Origin of the sequence: Kribbella qitaiheensis (genome assembly GCF_014217565.1) — a bacterium.
Classification (GTDB): domain Bacteria; phylum Actinomycetota; class Actinomycetes; order Propionibacteriales; family Kribbellaceae; genus Kribbella; species Kribbella qitaiheensis_A.
In genome coordinates this window covers 3,516,765-3,536,977 of record NZ_CP043661.1, presented here as the reverse complement: position 1 = coordinate 3,536,977, position 20,213 = coordinate 3,516,765, and the positions used below count along the sequence as shown (strand labels likewise).

Annotated in this window: 20 protein-coding genes and 1 pseudogene; 13 read left to right on the top strand and 8 right to left on the bottom strand. The window is 66.9% G+C overall.

The genetic code is table 11. The features are described 5' to 3' along the window. Entirely contained in the window at positions 1 to 1,572 is a 1,572-nt protein-coding gene (resB, locus tag F1D05_RS16425; protein WP_185448479.1) for a cytochrome c biogenesis protein ResB, read from the top strand. Then, positions 1,569 to 2,549: a c-type cytochrome biogenesis protein CcsB gene (gene ccsB, locus F1D05_RS16420; RefSeq protein WP_185448478.1), complete on the top strand. Its 981-nt coding sequence runs from the start codon at positions 1,569 to 1,571 to the stop codon at positions 2,547 to 2,549. Before resB ends, ccsB begins: the two co-directional genes overlap by 4 nt. 3 nt (positions 2,550 to 2,552) lie before the next feature. On the opposite strand, the gene F1D05_RS16415 is transcribed toward ccsB, so the two are convergent. Both F1D05_RS16415 and F1D05_RS16410 read right to left on the bottom strand, forming a co-directional pair. After that, the gene (locus F1D05_RS16415; RefSeq protein WP_185448477.1) at positions 2,553 to 3,014 is read right to left on the bottom strand and encodes a hypothetical protein; all 462 of its coding nucleotides are present in this window, start codon (positions 3,012 to 3,014) and stop codon (positions 2,553 to 2,555) included. A gap of 1 nt (position 3,015) precedes the next feature. Beyond that, positions 3,016 to 3,777: a hypothetical protein gene (locus tag F1D05_RS16410; RefSeq protein WP_185448476.1), complete on the bottom strand. Its 762-nt coding sequence runs from the start codon at positions 3,775 to 3,777 to the stop codon at positions 3,016 to 3,018. Between the two features lie 121 nt (positions 3,778 to 3,898). Here F1D05_RS16410 and F1D05_RS16405 point away from each other — a divergent pair, with 121 nt between their 5' ends. From F1D05_RS16405 to mraY, 4 genes are all read left to right on the top strand, one after another. Further along, a complete protein-coding gene (locus F1D05_RS16405; RefSeq protein WP_185448475.1) occupies positions 3,899 to 4,150 on the top strand; it encodes a DUF4229 domain-containing protein in 252 nt (83 codons plus the stop codon). Between the two features lie 196 nt (positions 4,151 to 4,346). After that, entirely contained in the window at positions 4,347 to 4,958 is a 612-nt protein-coding gene (locus tag F1D05_RS16400) for a TetR-like C-terminal domain-containing protein (RefSeq protein ID WP_185448474.1), read from the top strand. 61 nt (positions 4,959 to 5,019) lie between these two features. After that, positions 5,020 to 6,567: an MFS transporter gene (locus F1D05_RS16395; RefSeq protein WP_185448473.1), complete on the top strand. Its 1,548-nt coding sequence runs from the start codon at positions 5,020 to 5,022 to the stop codon at positions 6,565 to 6,567. Positions 6,568 to 6,834: 267 nt separating this feature from the next. Next, positions 6,835 to 7,920, top strand: a complete 1,086-nt coding sequence (gene mraY / locus F1D05_RS16390; RefSeq protein WP_185448472.1) for a phospho-N-acetylmuramoyl-pentapeptide-transferase — start codon at positions 6,835 to 6,837, stop codon at positions 7,918 to 7,920. 44 nt (positions 7,921 to 7,964) lie between these two features. On the opposite strand, the gene F1D05_RS16385 is transcribed toward mraY, so the two are convergent. Both F1D05_RS16385 and F1D05_RS16380 read right to left on the bottom strand, forming a co-directional pair. Then, entirely contained in the window at positions 7,965 to 8,663 is a 699-nt protein-coding gene (locus tag F1D05_RS16385) for a class I SAM-dependent methyltransferase (protein WP_185448471.1), read from the bottom strand. A 119-nt stretch (positions 8,664 to 8,782) separates the two neighbouring features. After that, complete coding sequence (locus F1D05_RS16380) at positions 8,783 to 9,433, bottom strand: hypothetical protein (RefSeq protein ID WP_185448470.1); 651 nt, start codon at positions 9,431 to 9,433, stop codon at positions 8,783 to 8,785. A gap of 197 nt (positions 9,434 to 9,630) precedes the next feature. On the opposite strand from F1D05_RS16380, the gene F1D05_RS40320 reads away from it, so the two are divergent. Both F1D05_RS40320 and F1D05_RS16375 read left to right on the top strand, forming a co-directional pair. Then, entirely contained in the window at positions 9,631 to 9,768 is a 138-nt protein-coding gene (locus F1D05_RS40320) for a hypothetical protein (RefSeq protein WP_246486995.1), read from the top strand. A gap of 97 nt (positions 9,769 to 9,865) precedes the next feature. Further along, positions 9,866 to 10,168, top strand: coding sequence for a dihydrofolate reductase family protein (locus F1D05_RS16375; protein WP_343066607.1), 303 nt, complete (start codon positions 9,866 to 9,868; stop codon positions 10,166 to 10,168). A gap of 94 nt (positions 10,169 to 10,262) precedes the next feature. Here F1D05_RS16375 and F1D05_RS16370 read toward each other — a convergent pair. The 3 genes and pseudogenes from F1D05_RS16370 to F1D05_RS16360 form a co-directional block, all read right to left on the bottom strand. Further along, positions 10,263 to 11,349, bottom strand: a pseudogene (locus tag F1D05_RS16370) (IS630 family transposase). 164 nt (positions 11,350 to 11,513) lie between these two features. After that, positions 11,514 to 12,005 (bottom strand): GNAT family N-acetyltransferase, encoded by a 492-nt coding sequence (locus F1D05_RS16365; protein WP_185448469.1) that lies wholly within the window; start codon positions 12,003 to 12,005, stop codon positions 11,514 to 11,516. Between the two features lie 42 nt (positions 12,006 to 12,047). Further along, a complete protein-coding gene (locus tag F1D05_RS16360; protein WP_185448468.1) occupies positions 12,048 to 13,058 on the bottom strand; it encodes a M48 family metallopeptidase in 1,011 nt (336 codons plus the stop codon). A 140-nt stretch (positions 13,059 to 13,198) separates the two neighbouring features. Between F1D05_RS16360 and F1D05_RS16355 the strand changes: the two genes are divergently transcribed. Both F1D05_RS16355 and F1D05_RS16350 read left to right on the top strand, forming a co-directional pair. Further along, positions 13,199 to 13,825 carry a M23 family metallopeptidase gene (locus F1D05_RS16355; RefSeq protein ID WP_185448467.1) on the top strand — a complete coding sequence of 209 codons (627 nt, stop codon included), beginning with the start codon at positions 13,199 to 13,201 and terminating at the stop codon, positions 13,823 to 13,825. Between the two features lie 34 nt (positions 13,826 to 13,859). Further along, positions 13,860 to 14,996 (top strand): PLP-dependent cysteine synthase family protein, encoded by a 1,137-nt coding sequence (locus F1D05_RS16350; protein WP_185448466.1) that lies wholly within the window; start codon positions 13,860 to 13,862, stop codon positions 14,994 to 14,996. Between the two features lie 65 nt (positions 14,997 to 15,061). Here the strand turns inward: F1D05_RS16350 and F1D05_RS16345 are convergent, their stop codons facing one another. Then, entirely contained in the window at positions 15,062 to 15,934 is an 873-nt protein-coding gene (locus F1D05_RS16345; RefSeq protein WP_185448465.1) for a 1,4-dihydroxy-2-naphthoate polyprenyltransferase, read from the bottom strand. A 119-nt stretch (positions 15,935 to 16,053) separates the two neighbouring features. Here F1D05_RS16345 and menE point away from each other — a divergent pair, with 119 nt between their 5' ends. From menE to menD, 3 genes are read left to right on the top strand one after another with little or no spacing between them, the layout of a single operon-like run. Continuing rightward, positions 16,054 to 17,160: an o-succinylbenzoate--CoA ligase gene (gene menE / locus F1D05_RS16340; RefSeq protein ID WP_246486747.1), complete on the top strand. Its 1,107-nt coding sequence runs from the start codon at positions 16,054 to 16,056 to the stop codon at positions 17,158 to 17,160. Beyond that, positions 17,157 to 18,098, top strand: a complete 942-nt coding sequence (locus F1D05_RS16335) for an o-succinylbenzoate synthase (RefSeq protein WP_185448463.1) — start codon at positions 17,157 to 17,159, stop codon at positions 18,096 to 18,098. Before menE ends, F1D05_RS16335 begins: the two co-directional genes overlap by 4 nt. Further along, positions 18,095 to 19,750 carry a 2-succinyl-5-enolpyruvyl-6-hydroxy-3-cyclohexene-1-carboxylic-acid synthase gene (gene menD, locus F1D05_RS16330; protein ID WP_185448462.1) on the top strand — a complete coding sequence of 552 codons (1,656 nt, stop codon included), beginning with the start codon at positions 18,095 to 18,097 and terminating at the stop codon, positions 19,748 to 19,750. Before F1D05_RS16335 ends, menD begins: the two co-directional genes overlap by 4 nt. The last annotated feature ends 463 nt before the right edge of the window (positions 19,751 to 20,213 follow it).

The following is a 20,213-nucleotide window of genomic DNA, read 5'->3' as shown; positions in this document are numbered from 1 at the left end:
ATGACCGAGATCAAGGATCGCGTCGTCGCGCCGTCGGAGGAGCCGCCCAGCGAGCCACCCGCGCTCGGCCCGATCGGCTGGCTGCGCTGGACCTGGCGGCAGCTGACCTCGATGAAGACGGCCCTGGTGCTGCTCTTCCTACTCGCTCTCGGCGCGGTGCCGGGGTCGCTGGTGCCACAGTTGCCGGTCGACCCGATCAAGGTGTCGGACTTCTACACCGCGCATCCCGACCTGGCCCCCTGGTACGACAAGCTCGGTCTCTTCGACGTCTACAAGTCGGTCTGGTTCTCGGCAATCTATCTGCTGCTGTTCATCTCGCTGATGGGCTGCGTGGTCCCGCGCCTCCAGGTCTACCTGAAGGCGCTCCGCGCCCGGCCGCCGAAGGCGCCCCGCAACCTGAACCGGCTGCCCGGGTACCAGCGCTTCGAGACCGACCAGAGCGAGGCCGACGTCTTGGCCGCTGCCGGGGTCGAGCTGCGCGAACGCCGCTTCCGGGTCGAGACCTACGACGCCTCGATCGGCGCGGAACGCGGCTACCTGCGTGAGGCCGGCAACCTGGTCTTCCATTTCTCGCTGATCCTTGCCCTGGTCGGGATCGCCTGGGGATCGCTGTTCGGCTACCGCGGCACCGTTCTGGTTGTCGTAGGCCACGGATTCTCCAACTCCGTGGCGCAGTACGACGACTTCATCCCCGGCCGGGCCTTCACCCCGGACGACCTGCCGCCGTTCTCGCTGACCGTGAACAGCTTCAAGGCGACCTTCCAGACCGACGGCCCGCAGCGTGGCGCGGCCCGCTCCTTCGACGCGGGCATCACCTACCAGGTGACGCCGGACTCGCCGGAGCAGACCAAGGACCTGCAGGTGAACCACCCGCTGTCGGTGGACGGCACCAAGGTTCACCTGCTCGGCCACGGTTACGCGCCCAAGGTGACCGTACGCGATGGCAAGGGACAGGTCGCGTTCTCCGGACCGGCGCCGTTCCTGCCGCAGGACGCCAACTTCTCGTCCTTCGGCGTGGTGAAGGCACCCGACGCGCGACCCGAGCAACTGGGCTTCGAGGGGTTCTTCCTGCCGACCGCGGTGATCGACCAGCGCGGGCCGGTCTCGATGTTCCCCGACGCGCTCAACCCCGCGCTGGTGATGACGGCGTACTACGGGCGGCCGGGGGTCGAATCGGGCAAGCCGGAGTCGGTCTACCAGCTGGACAAGTCCAAACTCACCCAGTTCGACAACGGCAAGGGCGACAAGCTGCGGTTCCAGCTCGCGCCGGGGCAGAGCATCACGCTGCCCGATGGCAGGGGATCGCTCACGTTCGATTCCTACGACCAGTGGGTGAAGCTGCAGATCAGCCACACCCCTGGCCTGAACCTCGCGCTGGCCGGGATCCTGCTGATGATCCTCGGCGTGATGGGATCCCTGTTCATCCACCCGCGGCGTACCTGGGTGCGGGTCCGGACCGAGGACGGGCGTACCGTTGTCGAGGTCGCCGGGCTCGACCGGGGGCCGGAGCGTGGCCTCGGCGACGAGCTCGACGCGATCGCAAAGATCCTGAAGAAGCAGGAGCAGTCATGAATTCGGCGACCCTCGCATCCGTCTCCAATCTGCTGATCCCGACGGCCACGGTGGTCTACGTGCTGGCGTTGCTGGCGCACACCGGCGAGTGGGCCGGTGGGCTGCGGGTGGCGAAGAAGGCCGAGCAGAAGGTGCTGGTCGGCGCGGACGGCCCTGCGATCACAGCCGATACCGCGATCCCGGCCGATACCGCCGAGCCGGCTGCTTCGGTGCGGGTGGAGCAGGCCAGCCGGATCGGCGTACTGCTGACCGTGCTGGCGTTCGTGTTCCACGCCGGGGGCGTGCTGACCCGCGGACTCGCCGCAGGGCGCGTGCCGTGGGGCAATATGTACGAGTTCTCCATCACCGCTTCGTTGGCAGTAGCGGCTGTCTACCTGGTTCTGCTGAAGCGGCAGCGGCTGCAGTGGCTCGGCCTGGGGGTGACGTTCGTACTGGCCGGCACGCTCGGCGTCGCAGTACTGGCCTTCTATGTGCCCGCCGGAGACCTGCTGCCGGCCCTGCATTCCTACTGGCTCGTCATCCACGTCTCGGCGGCCGCGATCGCTGGCGGTGGCTTCACCATCGGCGGCCTGACGTCGGTGCTCTACCTGATCAAGAGCAGGGCCGAGCGGCGTTCGCTCGATTCCGGCAAGCCGATGTCGACCGCGCTGCTGCGGGTGCCGTCGGCCGAGGCGATGGACGCGATCGCTTACAAGGTGCACGCTTTCGCCTTCCCGGTATGGACGTTCGGCGTGCTTGTAGCCGGACCGATCTGGGCGTACTACGCCTGGGGTCGCGCCTGGGGCTGGGACCCCAAGGAGGTCTGGTCGCTGGTCACCTGGGTCGTCTACGCCGCCTACCTGCACGCGCGGGCGACCGCCGGCTGGCGCGGCCGCCGGGCAGCTATGGTCGCGATCGTCGGCTGGGTGGTCTTCCTCTTCAACTTCATCGGCGTGAATCTGCTGCTGTCCGGCTTCCACGCCTACTCCGGGCTCTGATCGTCACCAGCAGATCACCCCGGTCTCGAACCGTCCGGCCACGGTCCCACCCTGGTCGTCGTAGGCGACCATCACCCCGCGACCACAGGTCAAGGGAGCGGCCGGCCTCGGCGTACCGGGGAACGGATACTTCCAGGCGTAGTACCTGGTCTCGCCCGCGCTCTGCCTGAACTTCCCCAGGTCGTGGCGGGTGCCGGTGAGCACAGTGCCACGCTTGTTCACGAACTCCCACGCGAACCGCAGCGTCACCGTGGCGCCGCGGGCCTTCGCGTAGCGGATGTTGACCTGCGAAACGGCTTTGGTGGAGTAGCTGCACAGGCCGGTTTCCAGCTTGCCGGAGCTGAGCGCGTTGCTCGCCCGGTCGCGATACGTGCCGAACTGGCACTCGGTGATCCAGTCCGTCGCGACCGCGGTCGGCGTGGTGAGCAGGGTCGCGGTGAGAGTGGTTGCTGTCAGCAAGTACATGTCAGAAGGTCTTCCAGGACGGGTCGGTGCCCTTCTGGAAGTGCACGCCGCCGCCGGTGTAGCTGACACTGAGGAAGCCCCAGCCGGCCGAGCCGCTGAACCCTGACTGTCCCTGGTTGTGCTCGTAGGTGTACTGCGCTCCATGGCTGTGCTTGCCGCATCCTCTGGGCTTTGTGAGGATCACGTCGGTCACACCGTGATCGGTGACCATCTTGTGGCCCGAGGTCGCATCCTTGACCGCACTGATCGGGGCGTTGGTGCCCAGCCCGCCGTGATACAGGTACGCCGCGTTCGGGGTCTGCTCGTTCGTGTAGTCGTAGGTCCTGGTGATGGTCTGCTTGATCCGGGTGCAGCCGAGTGACAGCTGGACGCTGGACAGGTCGACTGGGGCGACCCCGCCGACGTAACCGTCCCGGAAGTCCCAGATCCCGCGGGCGACGGCGCCCACCCACACGAAGCCGACCGAGAGGTTGTCGGCCGGACTGTGGCCGAGCGCGTTCTTCCGGCGGGTCCAGCGTTCGTCGAGCACACGCTGTGCCTCCGGGCCTGGGAGCGGGCCCTCGATCCCGTTGAGCTGCACCTGGATTCCTGCTCCGGAGTACTGCCTGGAGACGCGGTCGAGGCCAGCGAGGTCGAGTGGGTGCGCCACGGCGTACCGGTAGACTGGGTCATCGAGACCTGAGCGGTCGGCGGCCATGGCTGGAGCCGATCCGGAGGCCAGCGCGAGAACGGCGACGAATGACAGTGCTCTGCGGAGTCGCATGATGACTGATCCTTACTGAAAGTAGGTGATCGCATCCGCAGCGTAATCGCAGCAGGGGGTCGTCATCAGCGCCGAGCGGGCCTGTGATGCTGAAGCCCTGGGATCGGCTTGAGGAGTTGTGGTGAAGGAATTCGGGATCTACACCGGCCTGCGATTCGTATTGTTCGCGGTCTGCTTCGGGGTGCTCTGGGTCGCCCTGCATGGTCGGCTGTCGATCTGGTCGCTGCTCCTGCTGGCGCTGATCGTTACGTCGATCCTGTCGATCTTCGTCCTTCGGGCCGCCCGAGATCGGCTTGCGGCCAATATTGAACAACGCGCGGGCCGGATGGCTTCCCGCGTCGAGGCGGCCCGTTCCGCTGAGGACGAGGACTGATTTCAACCAGCACGCTGAGCCGGGCTGGAATTCGTGGTACCAGCGCACGACTGGTACGCAGTGTGACGTAGACCACTCTGTCTTTTGCCGCAAAATCATTTGTGCATTCCTTCACATGAGTCTTATCGTGGTTGATGAAACGAAACCGTTTCGTTCTATCGGTGCCCGATTAGTCACACAGGGTGATCATCAACTCATGTCAGACAGTGCTGAAGCCGGCCCGCGTCAGCGGCCCAGGGTCGAAGGCGGCCGCGAGGACGAGATCCTCGACGCGACCGTCGTGGTCGTCGCCGAACTGGGCTACGACCGGCTGACCATGGACGCGGTGGCCACGGCCGCCAAGGCCAGCAAGGCGACGCTGTACCGCCGCTGGTCGACCAAGGCCGAGCTGGTCGTCGACGCGATCAGCCGGGCGAAGGGCTGCTCGGTGCAGGAGGACGTCGACACCGGCAGCCTTCGGGGCGACCTGATCTCGCTGGCCTGTAGCGAGGGCGGCTTCACCTCCGAGATGCCGATGTCGGTGATGGCCGGCCTGCTGACCGCGCTGCACCGGGACGCGGATCTGCAGAAAGCCTTCAAGGAGCGCTTCCTGGCGCCCCGGGTGGCCATCACCAACGGGGTGTACGCACGCGCCGTACAGCGGGGGGAGATCGGCGCCGATGTCGACGTCGAACTGCTTGCCCAGACTTTGCCCGCACTGATCATCCACCACGCCTTCGTGCTCGGCGTCGAGCCGACCGAGGACCTGATCCTGCGAGTCATCGACCACGTGATTCTGCCTGCGGCGCGGGGGTCGCAGGTGAGCTGACCGGTGTGGGGCCGGACTCAGCGACCACTAGCCAGTAACACCCAAGAGGGGACTTTCCAGCATGTCTGAAGACGTCATCAAGGCCGATCCGCCGGAGCGGCCGGTCGACTCGGTGCCGGCGCACGGCCACCGCAATCTCGGTGTCGCACTCGCGCTGATCTGCATGGCGCAGCTGATGGTGGTGCTCGACGGCACCATCGTCAACATCGCCCTTCCGCACATCCAGCTCGACCTGGGCTTCAGCAACGCCTCGCTGCCGTGGGTGGTCAACGCCTACGCGCTGGCCTTCGGTGGTCTGCTGCTGCTCGGTGGCCGGATCGGGGACATCCTCGGCCGCCGCAAGGTGTTCATGTTCGGTGTCGTGCTGTTCGGCATCGCTTCCTTCCTGGGTGGTATCGCCCAGAACGAGACCCTGCTGCTGGCCAGCCGGATCCTGCAGGGCCTGGGCGCCGCGGCGGCTTCGCCGAACGCGCTGGCGCTGATCACCACCACCTTCCCGGCCGGCAAAGAGCGTAACCGCGCGATGGGCGTGTACGCCGCGATGTCCGGTGCGGGTGCGGCCGTCGGTCTGATCCTCGGTGGTGTGCTGACCGAGGCCTCCTGGCGCTGGACCTTCTTCATCAACACCCCGATCGGCCTGGTCGTGGCCGTGCTGGCGATCCGCTACCTCGGTGAGTCCGCCCGGCAGAAGGGCAAGTTCGACATCCCCGGTGCGATCACCGGAACCGTCGGTCTGACCGCACTGGTCTACGGCCTCACGCACGCCGCGCAGAAGGGCTGGGGCAACGGCGTCACGCTCGCCTTCATCCTCGGCGGCCTGGCCCTGATCGCTGTCTTCCTCGGTATCGAGGCCCGGTCCCGGCACGCACTGATGCCGTTCCGGATCCTCGCCAACCGGACCCGTGGGATCAGCTTCTTCGTGATGCTGCTCGTCGGCGCGTCGATGTTCTCGATGTTCTACTTCCTCGGCATCTTCGTGCAGAACATCATGGGCTACAGCGCGATCAAGACGGGCTTCGCGTTCCTGCCGTTCAGCGTCGGCATCGTGGTCGCCGCGCAGGTCGCGTCGACCCTGGTGGCCCGGGTCGACCCGCGCTGGATCTCCGGTGTCGGCGCGGTCCTGGTCGGGGTAGGCATGTTCGGCTTCAGTCGGCTCGAGGTGGATTCCACCTACCTCACCCACCTGCTGCCCTTCATCCTGGTGCTCGCCTTCGGCATGGGCCTGATCTTCGTACCGCTCACGCTGACCGCGGTCAGTGGCGTCGCGGACCAGGACTCCGGTGTCGGATCCGCAGTACTGAACACGGTCCAGCAGATCGGTGGTGCGGTCGGCCTGGCGCTCCTCGGCACGGTCTCCACCAACGCCATCAAGGACAAGTTCGCCGAGCTCGCACCGGGCGTGGCGAAGGCGGCGCAGGGCGGAGCATCGCCTGACCAGGTCAAGCAGCTCCAAGGCCAGGCCACGGCGCTCGCCACCACTCACGGCTTCACCACCGCGTTCCTGGTGTCCTGCTTCATCATGCTCGGCGCCGCGGCCATCACCTTCTTCGGCCTGAACGTCAAGCACAAGGACCTCGCCAACGACGGCCAGCCGGTCCACATCGGCTGACCTGGCGAATAACTGGAAGGGCCACACCCCGGGGGCGGGAGTGTGGCCCTTCCTTTCGTACTACGCCCGCTTCGCGCCTCCTCCGTCAGCGCTCGACCCACCCACCCCAGTTCGCCGCTGCTACGTCGCGACTCGGTGAGTGCGAGGTGGTTGGGGAGCACCGGGTGCGACACCTACACCTCGACTCAGTCACAATGGGCGGCCGGACGACTCCCCTCTCGCTTCGACGGGATCGACCAGTCGACTGGCCGAGAGGGGCTGGATGTCTTGCGGGCAATATTCCTGAGCGGCGCGCTGGCGGTGGTGTGCTCGTTGCTGGGGACCCGGTTCGCTATCGGGTGGTTCGCCCGGCACGGGTTCGGCCAGCCGATCAGGCACGACGGACCGACTACACATCACGTCAAGCGGGGTACGCCGACCATGGGCGGTCTCGTAATCCTGCTGAGTGCGACTGCGGCCTATCTGGCGGCAACGATCTTGACCGGCGGGTCGCCGAGTGCCAGCGCCTGGCTGCTGATGTTGCTGTTCTTCGGCTGCGGGGCGGTGGGGTTCCTCGACGACTTCATCAAGGTCTACACCCAGAACAACCAGGGGCTGAGCAGCCGGGCCAAGATGGCGGGTCAGACGCTGGTCGCGCTCGTCTTCGGGGTCCTGTCCACGCAGTTCTTCGCCGACGAGCGCGGTGTCAGGCCGGCGTCGCAGTACGTTTCCATCACCCATGACTGGGGGATCAAGCTGCCCCTGATCGTGATCCTGCTGTTGATCTGGTTCATCGTCACCGCGACCTCCAACGGCGCGAACCTCACTGATGGCGCCGACGGGCTGCTCGCCGGCGCCTCGGCATTGATCATCGGTGCCTACACCATCGTGAATATCTGGCAGAACAACCAGCTATGCGGCTCCTCGCGGCCCACCGCGGTGGAGTCACAGTGCTATCAGGTGCGCGACCCTCTCGACCTCGCGGTCTTCGCGGCCGCCATCGCCGCGGCTTGTGTCGGCTTCCTTTGGTGGAACGCCAAGCCCGCACGCATCATCATGGGCGATGTCGGCTCCCTCGCCATCGGTGGCGTCGTGGCCGGGCTGGCGATCATGTCTCGTACCGAGGTCCTGATGGCCGTCGTCGCCGGACTGTTCGTGCTCGAGACCCTGTCCGTGCTCCTGCAGATGAGCTACTTCCAGCTGACCAGGCGGCTCACGGGCACGGGGCGTCGCATCTTCCGGATCGCTCCCATCCACCATCACTTCGAGCACCTGGGATGGGCCGAGGTGACCGTGGTGATCCGCTTCTGGATCGTCGCCGGGATCTTCGTCGCGCTCGGGCTCGGGATCTTCTATGCCTCTTGGCTGGCCTGAACCCAACAGCACTTGGTACTGCGCGGTGGGTCCCGAGTCCGGTCTCAGGCGGCCTCGAGGACGAAGAAGAGGAAGCACATGAACGACTGGCCTGCCGGCAGTTCCGCGGGCAGCAGTTCCGCGGGGGTGTCCGGCGCCGGCGGTGGTTCGCTGACAGTGACGATGCGAAACCCGGCCGCGGCAAAGGCATCTGTCATGGCGTGCAGGGGCCGGTGCCAGAAGGTCAGCCACACAGTCTGGCCGTCCATGACGTAGTCCTCGGAGTACTGGGTGACCGCGAAGTAGTCGGCCTCGGGATACACGATCGCGTAGGCGCTGGGGTGGTTCACCGCGACGATCAGTCGACCGCCCGGCTTCACCACACGTCGCAGCTCGGCGAGAGGGCCGGTCCAGTCCTCCAGGTAATGCAGGACGAGGGATGCCACGACGTCGTCGAACTCGGCATCGGCGTACGGCAGCGGCGCGCGGAGGTCCGCCACCTGCACATCGGCGTCGTCACCCAGCCTCTCGCGAGCCAGGTCGAGCATGGCCGCACTGGCATCGAAACCGGCGACGACGGCACCCTCGTCGCGAAGCGCCACCGACAGCGGCCCGGAACCACATCCCGCGTCGAGGATCCGGCGACCCGAGACATCGCCGGCGAGGCGGAGCACCGCGGGCCGCGCGTAGTACGCGTTGAAGAGCCCGGATTCGTTCTCGGCCGCGTAGGCCTTCGCGAAGTTGTCGTAGTCGGTGGCCGTCATCATGAGCTCGTTCCCGCAAAAGGCATGGGACATTCCTACCTGGCCCACGCGGGCAGGACAAAACATCCGATGAATATTCTGCCGGGCGCGCAGCGCGGGAGGATAGGTAGCACTCGGGCTCAGTCGGTCGTGGTTTGAGCAATCGTGAGAAGGCGCTGTAGCGATTGGGGAACCGTCATCGCGGGGACTTCTGCCTGCTTGTCCGAGATCGCGCGGCGCAGGAGTGGCAGGTTGAGTCGAGTCGTGTCGATCGCGGCCATGGTCGCATCGAGTCGGGTGTCCTGCTGCCGGGCAATCATGGTGGCGAGTTGCACCTCGATCGGAACAGTCGGAACGGGCTGTCCATGGCAGTTGAGAGTCTCCCGCTCGTGCCATACCAGCCGTGCCCGCGTCTCGATCATCAAGGCGGCGACGGCGGGTTGGTCGATGTGGGCAAGTTCGACCTTGACACCGTCGATCATCCATCGGCCGAAGGTCCACCGCTCGCGGATGTGACCGAATTGAAGGGTCGGCTCTGCCGCCGTGCTGATCCAGTCGGACGGTACGCCGGACTGAATTCGCTCCGGCGCATCCAGCGCATCCGGCGTCGGAAGGACGGTCGCGGCGCGGGTGACGCCGTCGGCTGTCAGGACGGCGATGTCGATGTCGCCCGGAACGATCGGTACACCTCGGAGTGCTGTTGCTGCGCTGCCGAGGAGCATCCACTCGATGCGGTCGCCGTTCAGTTGCTCGGCGACGGTGGCCAACGCGATGGTCCATGGAGCGCTCATCTCCATGAAACTAGCGGCCGCCACCGACATTCAGTTTGAGTCTGCGGGCCGGCCACCCGACTCCATCATCACGACGGTGTCGCTCCGGGAAGTCTTTGAAAGAAGTCCGGGGGAGGAGTCGGATCGGAGGGGATGCGTTCGTAGCAGTGGTGAGTGCCACCCACAACGGGTGCAGCCCCGAACTCAAGGAGAACGAAGTGACTGCTAGCTACACGTTCGATGTCTTTTGCAGCCTTAACGGCTTCGGTTCCCACACTGGTGACTGGGGTGGCTACTGGGGTAAGCAGGGTCCGGAGTTCCTCGAGCGTCGCCTGGCGCAGTACGGCGAGGAGTAGCGGATGGTGTTCGGGGGCACCACGTATCGGGACAACGTGGAGATGGCGGCCGCGTTCCCCGAGGCGTTCGAGGGGGGAGGAATCGTGGATCACGCGGATGCGGCATCTGCCGTTGACGGTGGTGTCGTCGACGCTCGAAGGCCCTCTCGATTGGCCGGACGCGACCCTGGTGAGCGGTGACGCCGTTGCCGCCATCGCGAAGCTCAAGGCGGAGTCTGACGTGCCACTGCGTTCGCATGGCAGCCTGTCGCTGTACCAGGCGCTGATGGCCGCCGGTCTGGTCGACCGCGTCCAGGTGACAGTCTTCCCGGTCATCACCGGTCAGACCGGCCTCTTTCGCGAGCGCCATCGCGCTCGGCATCACCACCAATCGGCCAAACCCGTCCCGACCGACAGGTAGTGCACCACTAGTACGCCGTACGCGGGAGGTCGATTGCGCTTCAGTGCACTAGATGCCGCCGGCCATTACCTGTCCGTCGGGACAGACCTACCCCCTAGTGGAGCGTTTCTGAAGTTCGGTGACGGTTGGCTTTCTTGAGGATCTGGTCTGGGGTCTTGGTCCAGACGAAGGGGTGGCAGCGGTCGTTCCAGCCGGTGATGAAGGCTCGGATCTTTGTGTTGAGGTCTTTGACCGAGGTGAAGGTCCCGCGGTGGATGGCTTGTCGTTCGATGATGCCGAACCAGACCTCGACCAGGTTGAGCCATGACCCGGAGGTCGGGGTGAAGTGGACCTTGAACCGGGAGTGCGCGGCCAGCCAGTCACGGACCTCGGCCCGTTTGTGTGTGGCGTAGTTGTCCATCACCAGGTGCAGTTCCTGACCGGTGCCGTCGTCGGGGTAGGCGCGGTCGATCTGCTTGAGGAACGCAAGGAACTCCTGGTGGCGGTGCCTGGGTTTGCAGGCCGCGGTCACCGTGCCGGTGGCGATCTCCAGTGCCGCGAACAACGTGCTGGTGCCGTGCCGGACGTAGTCATGGGTGCGGCGCTCGGGAAAACCAGGCTGCATCGGCAGCATCTTCTGAGTCCGGTCCAAAGCCTGGATCTGCGACTTTTCGTCGACACACAACACGATCGCGTTGTCCGGTGGCGCCAGATACAGCCCGACCACATCAGTGACCTTGGCGACCAACTCCGGATCGGTGGAGAACTTGAACGTCTCACTGCGCCACGGCTGCACCCCATAGTCACGCCACGCCCGCGCGACCGTCGCGTTGCCGACCTTGAGCCGCACGGCCAGCAGCCGAGACGACCAGTGCGTCACCCCCAGCCGCTTCGGCGGCGGCTTCAACGTCTCGGCCACGATCATCGCGTGATCGATCTCGCGCGGGCCGGCCCACCCGTTCGGCATCATCCAGACCCTTGATCCCGCTGCGCACGTAGCGCTGCCGCCACCCGATCACCTTCGGACGAGACAACCCCACCTGCTCCGCGATCGCCGTATTCGATACCCCACCCGCAGCCAGCAACACCACCCGCGCCCGCAACGCCAACCCAGCACGAACCGTCGTCGACCGCGTCAACGACACCAACCGCTCCCGATCACCCTCACGAAGCACCAACGCGGCAGCAGGACGGTTCGCCATACCCCATTCTGACCCACCACCAACCGTTACCTAATTAATGACACGCCCCACTAGCGAACATGCCGCCCGCACCACCGGGGGGGATGCCACCCCCCAGTGGTCGTGTAGACGGGCGACTGGATTCTCTGATCGCAGCGCCGACGTAGGAGGTGCGTGGGAAAGGCTTAGTCCTTCAAGACCTTGCGCATGATCAGTTCGCGGCTTACTCCGTCGGGCATCAGGTCGCCTGGCTCGTCGGTGTCTACGTAGCCGTTGCGGAGGTAGAGGGCGTGCGCTTTTTCGTTGCCTTTGACAACTGAGAGTTTCAGGGTGTGGGCAGCGTTGGCGCGAGCCCAGTGTTCGATGTCGGTCATCAGGTGGTCGCCGATGCCTTTGCCTCGGCCGGCGGGGGCTATCCACATCGAGAGGATGTGGACGACGCCGTCCTCGTCGTCCGCGGGTGCGCCGGTGGCCATGCCGACCGGGGTGCCGTCCAGGGCGGCGATCAGGTTGTGCCAGCCGGGGACGTTCAGCCTGCCCCGCCAGCGGCTCTCGTCGGCATCGATCCAGTCGGCGAGGAGAGAGCCGAAGGCGGCGGGGGCGTCGGCCAGCGCGGCCAGGCGCAGGTCGCGCCAAGCCGGCCAGTCGTCGGAAGTCAGTTCACGTAGCTCGATCACCGGGACAGCTTCTCCGCCGAGGAGGCCGAGGGCAACCTCAATTCAGCGGATCTTGGAGGAGACCCAGTCCTTGACGCCGCCTAGGCCGTCGCCCATGTCGCGGAGGAGTTTGGCGAGCGGGTCCTGGGAGCGGGCGAAGGAGTCGGAGTACGACTTGGCCGCGTTCCTCGCCTCCTGCGACATCGAGGCGTCGCCGTCCTCCTGCCGCTTCGGGTATGTCCCGGAGACGATCGCCGTGTACTCACCCTCGTCGACCCAGCGCCGCAGCTCATGCGCCCGTACGACGGCCAGCGGGTGCGACGCCGCCTCGAGCAGCAGCAGCTTGAGCACGCTGTCGCGCAGGTCGCCCGCGCTCTCGTACTCCGTGCCCTGGGCCAGGAACGCGGTCGTGTCCAGCTCCTCCAACTGACCGCCGCTGGCGAGCTTCATCTGCACCCGCAGAGCGGCGGCAGGATCCTGTACTGCGAGCAGGCCGGCCCGGTCGCCGGACAACTCCGCCTTGCGTGCCCACTCGTGCAGCGCGGCGATGATCGCGCGGAGGCCGAGGGCGCCGATCGGCATCCAGTTCAGCGCGCCGGTGAGCCGCATCAGCCAGAACAGCAGCGACTGGTACAGCGCGTGACCGCTCTGCGCATGACCGAGCTCGTGGCCGAGTACGAACCGGAGCTCCTCGTCGTCGAGACCCTTCACCAGCGCGCTGTTCAGCACGATGAACGGCTTGTCCATGCCGATCGTCATCGCGTTCCACATCGGGAAGTTGGTGACGTACAGCTCGGGCAGCTCCCGGATGTCCAGGGTCGAGGCCGCCTCGGTGAACAGCCGGTGGATCTTCGGGAACTGCCGCTCGTCGACCCGGATCGCGGAGCCGAGGAACTGCAGCCGGAAGGCGCGCTCGTTGATCAGCCCGGACATCTTGCGGAGGACGAAGTCGAACCCCTTCAGCTGCCGCAGCGCCACCAGCGCACCGCGGTCGGCCGGGTGCTCCCAGGCGCGCGAGCTGATGTCGGTGAGCGTGACCCTGGTCCTGGTCGGCCGCTCGTCGTTGTCGGTCATCGTTCCCCCACAGATCGGCGTGTGGGTCCCAAGGTAGCTCGATCCGGGGTCTGGTCGAGTTTGGTCGATCTACTCGCCGTAGCCGCGCCCGGCTCCCAGGCTGTGGATGAGAACTCTCCTACCGCCCTATGGAGGATCAAATGATCAGACCTGCCCTCACGGCTGCAGTCGCACTCGCAGCCTTGGCCATCGCGCCGGCGCTCACCGCCAGCGCAGTACAGGATCCGTCCCCTTCCCCGCAGAGCTACATGGCGCAGCGGGCCGCAGTACCGGCTGCCAAGGCGGCAGCTGTGCGGGCCCAGGTAGCTCAGTCAGTGACTGCACGGCCGTTGCTCCGGGTGCCGTTCCGGTGTGGTGAGAACTGGTCCGGCGCCAGCCGCAGCGGCCACAGCCCGTCGTACTGGGCCGTGGACCTCAACTGGGGTGCCGGCGACGACGACCTCGGCAAGCCGGTCAAGACCAGTGCGGCGGGGACCGTGGTGCGCTCGGCGTACGACGCCGGCGGGTACGGCAACTACATCGAGATCGCCCACGGCGACGGCTGGCACACGCTCTACGCCCACCTGCAGAACCGCGGGGTGGCAGTCAACGACCAGGTCACCGACAGCCAGCAGATCGGCCACGTCGGCGGCACCGGCAACGTCACCGCGCCTCACCTCCACTACGAACAGATCAAGGACGGCGTAGTGGTGGCCGCGCTGTTCGGCACCTCCACCTGGGTCGCCTACCCCGGCCCAGCCACCTACAGCCGAACGCGCGACTGCTGAAGCCAACCCGGCACGGTACGGCTAGCCTGGCCCAATGAGTGAAGTCTACGGGGTTGGTAAGCCGCTGCCGTGCCGGGAGGTCGACCGGCGGAACGACAAGGATCGGGCCTGGGTGTCGGAGGCGATCCGGATCGTGGATGCGGACGCCAACCGCAGCGCGGACACGCATCTGCACGTGTTCCCCATGCCGGAGAGCACCGGCGTCGACCTGTACCTCAAGGACGAGTCCGTGCACCCGACCGGCTCGCTCAAGCACCGGCTGGCCCGATCGCTGTTCCTCTACGCGCTGTGCAACGGCTGGATCCGCGAGGGTACGACGGTGATCGAGGCCTCCAGCGGGTCGACCGCGGTCAGCGAGGCGTACTTCGCCCGGATGCTCGGGCTGCCGTTCATCGCGGTGATGCCGCGCTCGACCAGCCAGGAGAAGGTCGACCTGATCCAGTTCTACGGCGGCAGTTGCCACATGGTCGAGCGGTCCGGGCAGATCTACGGCGAGGCCAAGCGGCTCGCCGAGGAGACCGGCGGCCACTACATGGACCAGTTCACGTACGCCGAACGGGCCACCGACTGGCGTGGCAACAACAACATCGCCGAGTCGATCTTCGGCCAGCTCTCACTCGAGCACCACCCGATCCCCACCTGGATCGTGGTCGGCGCGGGCACCGGCGGCACCTCGGCGACCATCGGGCGGTACGTGCGCTACCAGCGGCACGACACCTCGGTGGCCGTGGTGGATCCGGAGAACTCGGCCTTCTTCCCGGCCTTCGAGTCCGGCGACGGCGACTTCGCGACCGGGCGGCCGTCCCGGATCGAGGGGATCGGCCGGCCGCGGGTGGAGCCCTCGTTCGTGCTCGGAGTCGTCGACCGGATGATCGCCGTACCGGATGCGGCCTCGATCGCGGCGATGCGGTTCTGCTCGAAGGTGATGGGCCGTCTGGTCGGCGGGTCGACCGGGACCAACCTGTGGGGATCGCTGCGGCTGGCGGCCGAGATGCGGCGTACCGGGACTCGCGGCAGCGTCGTCACCCTGCTCTGCGACGCCGGCGAGCGCTACAGCGAGACGTACTACGACGACGAGTGGCTGAAGCGGAACGGCATCGACCTCGCGCCGTACGCCGAGACGCTGGAAGGCTTCGCCGCCACCGGCCGCTGGCGCGAGCCAGTCCGCTAAAGCCGGCCGCCAGAGCTAGGGCCAGCCGCCTGCGCTAGAGCCAGCCGCCAGAGTTAGGGCCAGCGCTAGCCGCCGAGGGCCAAGCCGATAGCGAGGCCGATGGCGTAGACAAGCTCGGTCAGGCCGGTGTCCTTGAGGACAGGGATCAGCGCAGGGCCGACCGCGTCGCTGACGACTACCTTGACCGCGCGGAAGCCCAGCGGCAGCGCGATCAGGGCCAGCAACGTCCACGGAGTCGCCAGCGCGGACACTATGGCCAGTAGGAACGCCAGGATGACGAGGCTGGCATAGAGCCTCCGGGACCGCCCAGCACCCAGTACTACGGCCAGCGTCCGCTTGCCGGTCACGGTGTCCGTAGGGATGTCGCGAAGGTTGTTGGCGACCAGCAGAGCGCAGGCAATCGCTCCGATTGCTACTGCACCGGCGACGGCAGTCCAGCTCAGCTTCTCGGCCTGCACGTAGGTAGTACCGAGTACTGCGACCAGGCCGAAGAAGAGGAACACGCTGACTTCACCGAGCGCGCGGTACCCGTAGGGCTTCTTGCCTCCCGTGTAGAACCACGCGCCGACCAGCGAGGCGGCCCCGACGACCAGCAGCCACCAACTGGAGGTCGCGCAGAGCACAATGCCGAGTACAGCGCCTACACCGAAGCAGGTGAACGCCGCTGTCTTCACCTGCCTGGGGGTGGCGACCTTGGAGCCGACCAGGCGGAGCGGGCCGACCCGGTTCTCGTCCGTACCGCGGATGCCGTCCGAGTAGTCGTTGGCATAGTTGACGCCGATCTGCAGCGCCAAGCCGACGCCGAGCGCCAGCAGCGCCTTCCACCAGACGAAGGCGTCGAGGTAGCCGGCCGCGCCCGTACCGACGAGCACGGGAGCAATGGCAGCTGGGAGTGTGCGCGGGCGAGCGCCTTCGATCCACTGGGCAGGGGTGGCCATGAGCAACGATTCTGTCAGCCTGCTGGTAAGGGCTTGCAGGCGGGACGGGCTGCGGCCGGGTGCGGGCCGCGCCGTACGCTCGGAGAGATATGTCTACGACAAGAGAAGGAAGGAAAGCGGTGGGGAGGGTGTTGCGGCTGGTCCCTGGCACTCCCGATGCCGTGTTGCCCGCGCTGACGGCCGTACTGGACGGAACCGGTACGCCGTTCGCCCCGGTACCGGCTGACGCGGCGTCGGCCGAGCGGGTCAAACAGGCGGTGGCACCGGACGAGCCGCTGGAGTCGGACGACTGCGCTGTCATCCTGACCACCTCCGGGTCGTCGGGCGAGCCGAAGGGCGTGATGCTGTCCCGGGCAGCCCTGGTCGCGTCTGCCACGGCTACGCATGAGCGACTCGGTGGGCCGGGGCAGTGGCTGCTACCGATGAAGCCGTACTTCGTGGGCGGGCTGCAGGTCCTCACCAGGTCGGTGCTCGCTGGGCACGCGCCGGTGATCGCCTGGGAGCACCCGAGCCTTACCGCGGCCGCTGCGGCGATGACCGGGGCGCGGCGGTACACCGCGATGGTGCCGACTCAGCTTGCTCGCTACCTCGATACCGAACTGGACGCGCTGCGGTCGTTCGACGCGATCGTGATCGGCGGCGCCGCGATGCCGGCCGAGCTGAAGGAACTGGTCCGGGAGTCCGGGGTGGCCGCGATCCCGGCGTACGGGATGACGGAGACCGGCAGCGGCTGCGTGTACGCCGGGGAGCCGCTGGCTGGGACCTCGTTGCGGCTCGAGGACGAGCGCATCCTGATCAGCGGGCCGACTCTGTTCTCCGGGTATCGGCTCCGGCCGGCGGTCACCGCGGAGGTGCTGCGGGACGGGTGGTTCCGGACGCAGGATCGCGGCCGGTTCGTGGACGGGCGGCTGCAAGTCGTCGGCCGCCTCGACGACGTGGTGATCTCGGGTGGCGTGAACGTCACGCTGACCGCGGTCCAGGCCCGGCTGCTCGAACATCCCACGGTGAAGGACGCCGTCGTGCTGGGCGTGCCCGATGCCGAGTGGGGGAGCCGGGTCGTCGCGTTCGTGGTCGGCGAGGTCGTCGGCCTTGACGAGTTGCGGGACTTCGTGGCCGAGGTGTTGCCCCGGACCTGGGCGCCGCGCGACGCGATCGAGCTGCCAGAGCTGCCGATGCTTGCCTCGGGCAAGGTTGATCGGCAGTCCCTGCTGGAGGGCGTGCGGTGATCACCTATGCGATCGGGCTGAAGAACCGGTTCCGTGGCATCACGGTTCGCGAAGGAATGTTGTTCGAAGGGCCGGCCGGCTGGGCGGAGTGGAGTCCGTTCCTGGACTACGACGACGCCACTTGCGTCGCCTGGCTTCGGGCTGCTCGTGAGGCGGCTGTGGACGGGTGGCCGACGCCGGTGCGTTCCGTAGTACCGGTGAACTGCACTGTGCCTGCTGTCGGTCCAGAGAAGGCTGCGGAGATCGTCAGGGCTTCTGGTTGTGGCACTGCCAAGGTGAAGGTGGCTGAGCCCGGGCAGACGTTGGCGGACGACTTGGAGCGGGTCGAGGCCGTCCGGGACGCGATCGGCTCAGGGCAGGTGCGGATTGACGCCAACGGCGCTTGGTCCGTCGACCAGGCGCTGCGCAGCTTGAAGGAGCTCGCGCGCTTCGACTTGGAGTACGTCGAGCAGCCGTGCGCCTCGGTGGAAGACCTGGCCGCCGTACGCCGTCGGACCGACGTACTGGTGGCTGCGGACGAGTCCATCCGGCAGGCGGCGGATCCGATGCTGGTGAAGAAGCTCGAGGCCGCCGACATCGCAGTACTGAAGGTGCAGCCCATCGGGGGTGTGCGGGCGTGCCTGGACATCGCTGAGCAGATCGGACTGCCTGTGGTGGTCTCGTCGGCGCTGGAGACTTCAGTGGGGATCGCGGCCGGGGTTGCTCTTGCTGCAGCCCTGCCGGAGCTTCCCTATGCGTGTGGGCTGGCCACTGTCTCGATGTTCACCTCTGAGGTCGTGGCCGAGCCGCTGTTGCCAGTAGACGGCCTCCTGCGTGTCGGACGGCCCCAGCCCGATATGGAGTTGCTGGCTGCGGCTACTGCCGATCCAGGAATCGCTGCAGCTTGGGAAGCCCGGTATGCCCGGGTCGAGAACCTCCTGAAGGGGAGTGTGGGATGAACCCGTCCACGGCGTTCGCGACTGTAGTGGTCGACGAGCTGATTCGGTCTGGCGTGCGAGAGGCCGTGCTGGCGCCGGGATCTCGTAGTGCGCCGCTGGCGTTGGCGCTGGCGGCTGCAGACCGGGAGGGGCGACTACGGCTGCACGTACGCATCGACGAACGTACTGCGGGGTTCCTAGCGATCGGGTTGATCCGTGGGACCGGGCTGCCGGTGCCAGTGGTGACCACGTCCGGTACTGCGGTGGTCAACCTGCATCCGGCCGTTCTCGAGGCATCGCACAGCGGGCTGCCGTTGATCGTGTTGAGCGCGGACCGGCCGCCGGAGTTGCGGGGGAGCGGGGCCAACCAGACGACGGATCAGCTGAAGGTGTTCGGGTCTGCTGTGCGGTTGTTCCACGAGGTCGGTACTCCGACGCAGGAGCTCGGGCAGGTGGCGTACTGGCGTTCGACGATCGCTCGCGCTGTATCTACTGCTGTCGGTGCGCGTACTGCGGATCCAGGGCCGGTGCAGCTCAACTGCGCGTTGGCCGAGCCGCTGGTGCCTACTAGTGATGGGCCTGACTGGCCGGAGTCGCTTGAGGGGCGTAGCGGTCCGTGGACGAGTGTCCATGCGGGTGCTGCGCAGCCGACAGCGGTGGCGGCTGGGCCGAAGACCGTAGTGGTTGCCGGCGATGGTGCCTCGCAGGCAGCGCGGCTCATCGCCGAAGCAGGGCGTTGGCCGCTCTTCGCGGAGCCCTCAAGCCGGGCGAGGACCGGGCCCGCCGTCATCTCGGCTTACAGGTTGTTGCTATCGGCATCTTCGCAGCTGTCGGGGGAGATCGAGCGGGTGCTGGTGTTCGGGCATCCGACGCTGTCCAGGCCTGTGATGAAGCTACTTGCTCGGCAAGACGTAGAGGTCGTCGTGGTTGCGCCGACCGGCTTGTGGCCGGACGCGGGCCGTCGCGCTGCCGCTGTCGTCACCGGGTTGGAGGTGACAGCTTCCGACGACACCGATTGGCTCGCTCGCTGGCAGCACGCCGACCAGCTAGCCCGTCCCGCGATCGACAAGGTGCTGGCTGACAGACTCACCGGTCCTGCGATCGCCGCGATCGTTGCGGAGGCGGTGGGAGCCGACGGCATGCTCGTCGTAGCGTCGTCGAACTCGGTACGCGATCTGGACCTGGCGCCCGTAGTACCGATCCGCACTGTCGCGAACCGCGGCCTAGCCGGCATCGACGGCACTCTGTCGACGGCAGTCGGAGCCGCCTTGGCCAACGCCGGCGCAACCCACGCCCTGGTTGGCGATCTGGCGTTCCTGCACGACTTCAACGGACTGATCATCGGCCCGGCCGAACCGCGTCCCGACCTGCGTATCGTGGTCGTCAACGACAACGGCGGCGGCATCTTCTCCACCCTCGAACAAGGCGCCGACGCCCATGCCGACCACTTCGACCGCATCTTCGGCACCCCTCACGACACCAACCTCGCCGCCCTCTGCGCCGCCGCCGACATCCCCCACCACCTGGTCGAAACCCAAGAAGCCCTCCGCGCAGCACTCACCCCCACAGTCGCCGGCATCGACGTAGTAGAAGCCCACCTAGACCGCACCACCCACCGCGCCCTTGCCGCTGCCCTCACCGCAGCCACCAGCCAAGCCCTCATCCAGCCGTAGGACGGTTGTCCACAGGTACTTCAAGTTGGCTGCCGGAACCTCAGGCGGCTGGCTAGGCTCGGCGTGCGCAGAAACGGCTCAAAACCCTTCGCGGGCAAAAGAAAAGGCCCCGGGGGGTTTCCCTGGCCGAAGCCGGTACGCCGTGATTCCCGGGGCACTCACTAACCACAAAGGTAGACCATCGCCGCTGCGCAGCCAAACGTCATCTAGAAGACCTGGACGGCACCACCTGTGGCAAGACAGCGCTGGACCATCCTTCTCTCACGAGCGCGCCTGCACCCGTACCTCGCCGCGGCAGGAGGCGATCCACCCGCCGGGCTGTCGCTCTACGGCTGGAACTCCGAGATCAGCGGTGCCTTCTACGAGTCGCTGCACTACGTCGAGGTTGGTCTGAGGAACGCAATGGATCGCCAACTGAGCCGTTGGGCGATTGCCCAGGGTGCGCAGCTCCCTTGGTACGTCG

What these genes read in the sequence shown, in the direction of transcription:
- F1D05_RS16385 (WP_185448471.1), bottom strand. Translation starts at nt 8,663, where the DNA reads ATGACGGCCACCGACTACGACAACTTCGCGAAGGCCTACGCGGCCGAG.
- F1D05_RS16410 (WP_185448476.1), bottom strand. Translation starts at nt 3,777, where the DNA reads ATGCGACTCCGCAGAGCACTGTCATTCGTCGCCGTTCTCGCGCTGGCC.
- resB (WP_185448479.1), top strand. Translation starts at nt 1, where the DNA reads ATGACCGAGATCAAGGATCGCGTCGTCGCGCCGTCGGAGGAGCCGCCC.
- F1D05_RS16375 (WP_343066607.1), top strand. Translation starts at nt 9,866, where the DNA reads ATGCGGCATCTGCCGTTGACGGTGGTGTCGTCGACGCTCGAAGGCCCT.
- F1D05_RS16360 (WP_185448468.1), bottom strand. Translation starts at nt 13,058, where the DNA reads ATGACCGACAACGACGAGCGGCCGACCAGGACCAGGGTCACGCTCACC.
- F1D05_RS16345 (WP_185448465.1), bottom strand. Translation starts at nt 15,934, where the DNA reads ATGGCCACCCCTGCCCAGTGGATCGAAGGCGCTCGCCCGCGCACACTC.
- F1D05_RS16395 (WP_185448473.1), top strand. Translation starts at nt 5,020, where the DNA reads ATGTCTGAAGACGTCATCAAGGCCGATCCGCCGGAGCGGCCGGTCGAC.
- F1D05_RS16350 (WP_185448466.1), top strand. Translation starts at nt 13,860, where the DNA reads ATGAGTGAAGTCTACGGGGTTGGTAAGCCGCTGCCGTGCCGGGAGGTC.
- F1D05_RS16380 (WP_185448470.1), bottom strand. Translation starts at nt 9,433, where the DNA reads ATGAGCGCTCCATGGACCATCGCGTTGGCCACCGTCGCCGAGCAACTG.
- ccsB (WP_185448478.1), top strand. Translation starts at nt 1,569, where the DNA reads ATGAATTCGGCGACCCTCGCATCCGTCTCCAATCTGCTGATCCCGACG.
- F1D05_RS16415 (WP_185448477.1), bottom strand. Translation starts at nt 3,014, where the DNA reads ATGTACTTGCTGACAGCAACCACTCTCACCGCGACCCTGCTCACCACG.
- F1D05_RS16400 (WP_185448474.1), top strand. Translation starts at nt 4,347, where the DNA reads ATGTCAGACAGTGCTGAAGCCGGCCCGCGTCAGCGGCCCAGGGTCGAA.
- F1D05_RS16355 (WP_185448467.1), top strand. Translation starts at nt 13,199, where the DNA reads ATGATCAGACCTGCCCTCACGGCTGCAGTCGCACTCGCAGCCTTGGCC.
- menD (WP_185448462.1), top strand. Translation starts at nt 18,095, where the DNA reads ATGAACCCGTCCACGGCGTTCGCGACTGTAGTGGTCGACGAGCTGATT.